Genomic DNA, 7,184 nt, shown 5'->3' with positions numbered 1-7,184 from the left:
AAAACACATTTAAAAAGTTTAAAACTAAAACACAAAAAATAGACCAAAAAACTAAAACAAAAACTAAAAAACATCTAAAACCATATCCAACAATCATAAACCTTTATTTTAATTATGGATAAACTCCTTTAAATGATAATAGGGATAATAGGTAATGGGTCCTAAGTAAAAGGGGATTGTGATTATTATTCCTAATATTAACCATAAAATAATTATTAAAATCCATGATGGTGTTTTAGCCCCTGTAGATTTTGTTTTATGGAAATATGAACTAATTTTAGCATCTAATTCTTCAAAAATGTTTTTTGATTTTTCTCCATTTACTTCATTGAAGAAATAATTTCCATTGTGTTGGTTAATATATTTAGCACTTTTATAAGCGTCGTAAATTGTGTATATTTTAAATATCAAGCCTAAGGGTATAAATATCAGAGTTAAAATAACTGTAATCACATCAAACAATATTCCTTTTAATATTTGCCCATTATAGAACTGTCCAAAGGTAGAAAAGAAAAATGAAAATAGTGCAGCTAAGACTGGTTTCTTATGGTATTCTATCTGATTATTAGATTTGTTTACATAATGATCCATGAAAAATCTCCTTAAATATTATTCTTAACTATTCCTAAATATTTTTTTTTAAAAGTTTTAAGTTCAAATATAGTATTCAATTATAATGTTTATTAGTATGTTTAAAAAGATATAAATATTTAATTAATTTACTCTCATCATAACGACATACTTTATTATATTAATTATTACAGGTGGTAATTGCATGAAAGCACTTATAAACGGAAAATTCATAGATAAAGACAAAAAAATAGATGTAATCAACCCTTACACAAATGAACTCATTGATAAAGTTCCAATATGTACAAGAGATGATGTTAAAATAGCTATTAGTTCTGCAAAGAAAGCTCAAAATATCCTTAATGATTTTTCAGCATTTAAATTGTCTAATGCTCTTTATAATGCATATGAAAATCTTAAAGATGAACAAAAGAAAATAGCAAAGATGATAACTGCTGAAACTGGTAAGCCTATTAAAGATGCTTTATTTGAAATGTCACGATCTGTTGAAACACTTAAACTTGCAGCAGAGGAATCAAAAAGGATTTATGGAGAATCTATTCCACTTGATGCGGGTCTTGGTGGTAAAGGTTTCTTTGGATTTACTCAGAAATTGCCTCTTGGTGTTGTTGCTTGTATAACTCCATTTAATTATCCTGTTAATTTAGCTATTCATAAGGTAGCTCCAGCTATTGCAGCTAAGAATGCTGTGATATTGAAACCTTCTATTAAAGCTCCACTTTCTTCAATGATGATGGCTGAAATAATAAATGCAGAATTTCCCGCTGGTGTTATTAACACTTTAACAGGTAGAAGTATGGAAATAGGGGATGAACTTACAATTAATAATGGAATAGCTAAAATATCATTTACTGGAAGTGTTCCAACAGGACTTATGATTGCAAATAATGCAGGAATGAAAAAATTAACTTTAGAACTTGGAGGAAACGATCCACTAATTATATTAAAAGATGCAGACATAGAAAAAGCAGTTAAAGGAGCTATTAATGGTTCTTATCTTTATTCTGGTCAAGTGTGTATGGCAGTAAAAAGAATAATTGTTGATAATATTATTGCAGATGAATTTATCCAAAAATTTGTAAATGCAACTAAAAAATTAAAATTAGGGGATCCTTCTAAAATGGATACTGATATTGGACCTTTAATTGATGAAAATGCTGCTAAGATAGTTGAATCTTCATTTATATCAGCAATAGATAATGGTGCAACTGTAGTATGTGGTGGAAAACGAAAAGGAAGTTTTTTTGAGCCTACAATTATTGATAATGTAAGTCCTAAGATGGATATAGTTATTAATGAAACTTTTGGACCAGTATCACCAATAATCAGAGTAAATGGTGTAGAAGAGGCAATATCTGTTGCAAATAATTCAGATTTTGCACTTCAAGCTGGAATTTTTACAGAAAATTTAAAAGAAGGAATGAAATGTTTAAATGAAGTGGAGGCAGGGACAGTATTTTTAAACAAACAATCCACATTCAGAACAGATAACATGCCATTCGGCGGATTTAAATCCAGCGGAATAGGAAAAGAAGGAGTTAAATATGCAGTTGAAGACATGACAAGAACAAAATTAATAGCTATTAATTTAAGATAGTATTTTTAAGGGGTTATAATAGCTATTAATTTAAAATAATATTTATATATGATTAATTTGGTTATTATGGTATTATGGTATTATGGTATTATGGTATTATGGTATTATGGTATTATGGTATTATGGTATTATGGTATTATGGTATTATGGTATTATGGTATTATGGTATTATGGTATTATATTAGTTATTTGAGAAATATTAGTTCTTTAAGAAATTTTCAATTAAATTTCGACTTTCATTAAGAGATTCGATTGGTATGCCCTTTGGAATTTCTCCAAGTTCTCCTTTGATCTCTTTTAGGATTCCTTCTCCATGTCCTAAAAACATTCCTTCACTAGCTATTCCTGTGAATGTTGCTGGTGGAAGCATTGCTATTCCAACTCGATCTCTTTCTTTAACAGTTAAATCATTTGTAACTACTTTAATAGCTTGTTTTCCTATATTTACATTACAAATCATTAGGTTTGGATTCTTATCATGTTTACTAACACTCATTATTTCCCCAACAATAATGTCAATCCCGATTATGGGGTCATTTATAGGTCCAAAATTTAATCTGTCTTTTAAACCAGATATTGTTCTTAGAAAAAATCTTATTTTAGCTATACTTTCTTCTGCTTTGTGTTTTTCATTTTTTGGTGTTTGTCTAAGGAATTCATGGTTCCAATCATCTCCTCCAAGATATCTTATAACTAACTGGTATTTATCTTCTAATGATTTGACTTCGGGGGATTTGGCTAAATCTGCAGGGTCTAAGTAAGAATATGTTAAACTTTGAAAATCACTACTCATACTATTTGCAGTATCTATTGCCATTCTTTTATTCCATCTTCCTCGTAATGTTCCACTGTTCACTGTTCGATTATATAAGTCCAATGCTTTTTGAGCTATTAATATTCTGTAGTCTTTATCTGTATCCCACATATTATTCCTCCAACTAATTATGGATGATTTAAATTATTTTAGTAATATTTCTAGTTATTTTAGTAATATTTTTAATAATATTTAAATTGTATTTTAATAATATTTTTGATTTTTATTAAAATTAATTCTATTTTGTTTTATATATTATGTGTACTCATATAATTTTTTTAGACATTATATGCTTTTCAACGAAAACTATTTATATTATTAATTGAAATATATATAAACAAATAAAAATAATTTAACATTTAATATATATTTAATATACGTTTAAATTAATTTAACATTTTTTATAAATATTACTAATGTTGGTGTATTTTTAATTTGATTTTTTATATTTAAATCCGATTATATTACATTCATCTGTGGTTTATTGATTATAAATGATTTCACTAAAAACATAGAAAAAACATTTTAGGTGAGGTAAAATGGTAGATGTTTCACAACTTTTTGATTTAAAAATTTATACTATTGCAGGACTATATGTAGGTAAAGTTCATGATGTGGTTCTTAACATTAGGCTTGGAACTATAGCTAAACTTCAAGTTAAAATAATTGACTCTGAAAAAAAGAATATTGGATTTGCAGATATATTTAAAAAAGGTTTGCAATTTGTTCCAGAAGATGATGAAATGGAAAATTTTAAAGAAACTTTAATTTCTGTGGATTATGATAAAGTCAGAGCTATTGGTGATATTATGTTAATTGATCCACAAGATTTATTTATTCCTAAAGGACCAGTAGCTACTCAAGAAACTACACCTCAAGGTATAGGTATTTAATTATTATAACATTTTATATATTTCATTAATTTTAATAACTTAGCTATTACTAAAGCATAATAGTGAATATTCATTTTTTATCCTTTTTTATTCATTTTTTCATTGGTTAATTTATTAATCATAACCTTCTTATTTTTTGATTTCTAATTATTAATTGTCAGAATCTATTTTTTATTATTTTTTATTAGTTTTTAGTAACAATTTATATAAATTTATTTATTTTTCATTACTTTTCAAATGCTCTATGATTAATAATAAATTTATAAGGACAAATATATATGATCATGGAAGAAGATTTAAAAATATTAAAAAACATTCAAAAAAGTAGAAATTGGGCTTACTTAACATTAAAAGGATCTAGTGGTGCTGTTAAAAGTTACACAGAATTTAATGATAAATCCTTACGTGAACTACTAAAAGAAGCTGAAAAAGAAGAAATCGAAGGGATAAGATGGAAAGAGAGAAAATTAAAAGAAAGATTAATAAAATATAGGTCTTATTTATATGACAATTATCTTATAAAAACAGCAATAGTCAATTTAAATAGGATAAAAACAATATATAGGCATTTTGAAATCGAACTACATGAACTGCCACATATAAGTGATAAAAATGCAAACCACGCCACACCTATCTACTACAAAGATTTACCTGATCATAACTTAATTAAACTATCATGTGATATAAGTGGACCATTAATGACTGCAATAATATTATTCATGTCAAGTAGTGGATCAGCAAAAACTGAAACACTAAATTTAACAATAAAAGACTTCATAAAAGCAACACAGAGATATCATCATATAGAAAATCTACCAAATGAAAACCCTAAAACCATATTAAATAAAATAATTAATGATTTAATCCCTGAAAAAAACATAATCCCTGAATTTAGTATCATACGACAGAAAACAAACAACCCTTATAAAACATATTGCTCTAACGAAGCTACAAAAGCAATAATGAATTACTTACTAACAAGAACGGATAATTTCAACTTAAATAGCAAATTGTTTAAGACAAACACAGTATATTTCCATGAACGATTTAAAGAAATTAATGAAAAATTAAATATAGAAAAAATAGACGGAAAAAATAGATTCAGATCACATATGCTTAGAAAATTCCATGCAAGCAACTTAAGCAGAAGTAAAAAGAAAGATGGAAGACGACAGCCAGGAATGAAAAAAGAATATGTTGACGCATTACAAGGAAGAGGTAAGTTAGGGACTGATAAATCTTATTTTTTTGATGATTATGAAGACTTAAGAGATAATTATATTGAATATTTAGATCGTATAACTATTTATAGTGAAGATTTTGATTTCAAAACAAAAGAATTTCAAGAATTAGAAGAACAGATGGAAAAAAATTTATTTGAGAAAGACAAGGTTATTAGTAATATTGCTGGTGAAAATATTAAATTAAAAGAAACGATAGCTTCTGCTGAAGAGTTGGAGCGTAGGTTTGATGATGAGATTAAGGGTATAAAGGAATTTCAGGATACTTTGTTAAAAGAGATAAGGGGAAAATAGCATTAATTTTTTAATATTTTAATTTAAAAGGAAATAACAAAATGTCTTATAAAAAATTATTAACTGATTTCGAGAAATTCGAAAAAGTAATGGATGAGCATGACAGTGTTAATGATTATATTGATTTAAGTTCTATTAACTTTTTGAATCCTACTAACTTATTACCTTTACTTAATTATGGTGATGAAAATGAAATTTCAAAGTATATAGTACACAATAATGTGGAAAATTACACTAAAAAAGTTTTAGGAATAATTGATCATAGTCATAACACTATACCTTATATAACATTTAGCAATGATAAAAAGGAAATTGATGAAATCACTTCAGGATTTTATAGTTTACTAGATTCAGCATATGGTGGAGTGAACACTTTAAACTTTATGATATATGAAATTATTAACAATATGTTTGATCATTCTGATTTTAGTATTGGTCGTGCATTAGCTCAATTATTCCCAAAGAATAATTATACTGACATAAGTTTTATGGATAATGGTGTGTCAATACCAGGGAGATTTGAAAAATGTGGATTTGAATTTGAAAATGATTGTGATGCTATTTTTCAAGCTATTAATGGTAAATCTAGTGACCTTGAAAAAGAAAATCGTAGAGGAACTGGTCTTAACAGCACAATAAACTTAGTTACAAATGGTAATAAAGGTTCCATACTTATTGCTTCAAGAAATGGTTTGTGTTATATAGATGAAAATACAAAGAAATATAAACAACTAAATAATAATTATATATATGGAACATTAGTGAGTTTAAGAATTAAAAAAGTTAATGTAGATTATAGTAAGTATATGGGTAAAATTGAATTATAGGAGGCTGAAAACATGATTAATGAAATAAAGTTGGCTGATACCATTAACAGTAATTTAGGTATGCGATTTGCAGCAGAAGATCTTTTTAATAATTTAATCAATGATGCTCCTGAAATTGTAATGAATTTTGAAAATGTTAATTTTATGAGTAGGTCTTTTGCTCAGGAGTATGTTTATCAAAAAGAAAAAAATAATTCTATTACTATTATTGAAAAAAACATGCCTCAGAATGTGAAAGAAATGATTAATATTGTTATTAGTTCACTTGATGATTAATTAATAGCTATTATTTTTTTTAATTAAATATGAATATTATATTAATGCATTTAAATAAGTGAATATAAACTGTTATATTAAAGGTGATGATTATGACAATAGTAATGGAAGAAATAATAAGACCAGATTTATTAAAAAGAATAGAATTACGAGCAAAAAAAGAGAATATAACCGAAGAAAAACTTCTAAATGAGTTTATAGAAGAAGGATTGGAAAAAAGAGAACATGAAACTCTTAAAGAAAAAGTAAAATGTATGAGTATTAACAATCCAACCAATAAATTAAAGTTTGAAGACTTAAAAGGAATAATTAAACTTGATGAAAGAACAAATGCAGTTGAATTAAAGAAACAAGCTCATATCAAGGATTAAAAACAATGATTTTCTTAGACACTTCTTTTTTAGTTGCTTATTTCTTTGAAAATGACGATTTCCACGAGAGAGCTGTAGAAGTAAATGAAAGGATTAAAAATGAAGAAAAAGTTATCTCGAACCTTGTTATATCAGAAGTTTTAACTGTTCTTATTGGCTGTGCAATAATTAATTTTTCAGTTGATGGATGACAGTGAATTTTCTTAGTTGTGGTTAGATTGTAAATTATTTTTTGTAGTTTTTTTTATTTGTTGTCTATGTTTTTCATTGAATATCTATT

9 protein-coding genes are annotated in these 7,184 nt (G+C 26.2%); 7 read left to right on the top strand and 2 right to left on the bottom strand.

Annotation, left to right across the window (positions count from 1 at the left end):
- Positions 1-108: 108 nt before the first annotated feature.
- On the bottom strand, positions 109-591 hold the full coding sequence (locus tag MBFIL_RS10910; protein WP_066970711.1) for a TM2 domain-containing protein: 483 nt from the start codon (positions 589-591) through the stop codon (positions 109-111).
- Between the two features lie 184 nt (positions 592-775).
- Here MBFIL_RS10910 and MBFIL_RS01300 point away from each other — a divergent pair, with 184 nt between their 5' ends.
- Positions 776-2,188, top strand: coding sequence for a lactaldehyde dehydrogenase (locus tag MBFIL_RS01300; RefSeq protein WP_066970708.1), 1,413 nt, complete (start codon positions 776-778; stop codon positions 2,186-2,188).
- A gap of 199 nt (positions 2,189-2,387) precedes the next feature.
- On the opposite strand, the gene MBFIL_RS01295 is transcribed toward MBFIL_RS01300, so the two are convergent.
- The gene (locus MBFIL_RS01295) at positions 2,388-3,113 is read right to left on the bottom strand and encodes a tRNA-binding protein (protein WP_066970706.1); all 726 of its coding nucleotides are present in this window, start codon (positions 3,111-3,113) and stop codon (positions 2,388-2,390) included.
- A 428-nt stretch (positions 3,114-3,541) separates the two neighbouring features.
- Between MBFIL_RS01295 and MBFIL_RS01290 the strand changes: the two genes are divergently transcribed.
- The 6 genes from MBFIL_RS01290 (at position 3,542) to MBFIL_RS01265 (ending at position 7,095) form a co-directional block, all read left to right on the top strand.
- Positions 3,542-3,895 (top strand): PRC-barrel domain-containing protein, encoded by a 354-nt coding sequence (locus MBFIL_RS01290; RefSeq protein ID WP_066970704.1) that lies wholly within the window; start codon positions 3,542-3,544, stop codon positions 3,893-3,895.
- A gap of 278 nt (positions 3,896-4,173) precedes the next feature.
- The gene (locus MBFIL_RS01285) at positions 4,174-5,430 is read left to right on the top strand and encodes a site-specific integrase (protein WP_084266252.1); all 1,257 of its coding nucleotides are present in this window, start codon (positions 4,174-4,176) and stop codon (positions 5,428-5,430) included.
- A 41-nt stretch (positions 5,431-5,471) separates the two neighbouring features.
- Positions 5,472-6,257: an ATP-binding protein gene (locus MBFIL_RS01280; protein WP_066970702.1), complete on the top strand. Its 786-nt coding sequence runs from the start codon at positions 5,472-5,474 to the stop codon at positions 6,255-6,257.
- A 12-nt stretch (positions 6,258-6,269) separates the two neighbouring features.
- The gene (locus tag MBFIL_RS01275) at positions 6,270-6,533 is read left to right on the top strand and encodes a hypothetical protein (RefSeq protein WP_084266251.1); all 264 of its coding nucleotides are present in this window, start codon (positions 6,270-6,272) and stop codon (positions 6,531-6,533) included.
- 92 nt (positions 6,534-6,625) lie between these two features.
- The gene (locus MBFIL_RS01270) at positions 6,626-6,904 is read left to right on the top strand and encodes a hypothetical protein (RefSeq protein WP_066970700.1); all 279 of its coding nucleotides are present in this window, start codon (positions 6,626-6,628) and stop codon (positions 6,902-6,904) included.
- A 5-nt stretch (positions 6,905-6,909) separates the two neighbouring features.
- Positions 6,910-7,095, top strand: coding sequence for a PIN domain-containing protein (locus MBFIL_RS01265; RefSeq protein ID WP_066970698.1), 186 nt, complete (start codon positions 6,910-6,912; stop codon positions 7,093-7,095).
- Positions 7,096-7,184 lie beyond the last annotated feature (89 nt).

Source organism: Methanobrevibacter filiformis (assembly GCF_001639265.1).
In the GTDB taxonomy this organism is placed as follows: domain Archaea; phylum Methanobacteriota; class Methanobacteria; order Methanobacteriales; family Methanobacteriaceae; genus Methanacia; species Methanacia filiformis.
Note: the sequence above shows the minus strand (reverse complement) of the source record. Positions and strands in the feature narration are given on the sequence as shown.

Bases quoted from the DNA above. Each gene is read 5' to 3' on its own strand.
- MBFIL_RS10910 (WP_066970711.1), bottom strand. From the start codon at position 591: ATGGATCATTATGTAAACAAATCTAATAATCAGATAGAATACCATAAG.
- MBFIL_RS01300 (WP_066970708.1), top strand. From the start codon at position 776: ATGAAAGCACTTATAAACGGAAAATTCATAGATAAAGACAAAAAAATA.
- MBFIL_RS01295 (WP_066970706.1), bottom strand. From the start codon at position 3,113: ATGTGGGATACAGATAAAGACTACAGAATATTAATAGCTCAAAAAGCA.
- MBFIL_RS01290 (WP_066970704.1), top strand. From the start codon at position 3,542: ATGGTAGATGTTTCACAACTTTTTGATTTAAAAATTTATACTATTGCA.
- MBFIL_RS01285 (WP_084266252.1), top strand. From the start codon at position 4,174: ATGATCATGGAAGAAGATTTAAAAATATTAAAAAACATTCAAAAAAGT.
- MBFIL_RS01280 (WP_066970702.1), top strand. From the start codon at position 5,472: ATGTCTTATAAAAAATTATTAACTGATTTCGAGAAATTCGAAAAAGTA.
- MBFIL_RS01275 (WP_084266251.1), top strand. From the start codon at position 6,270: ATGATTAATGAAATAAAGTTGGCTGATACCATTAACAGTAATTTAGGT.
- MBFIL_RS01270 (WP_066970700.1), top strand. From the start codon at position 6,626: ATGACAATAGTAATGGAAGAAATAATAAGACCAGATTTATTAAAAAGA.
- MBFIL_RS01265 (WP_066970698.1), top strand. From the start codon at position 6,910: ATGATTTTCTTAGACACTTCTTTTTTAGTTGCTTATTTCTTTGAAAAT.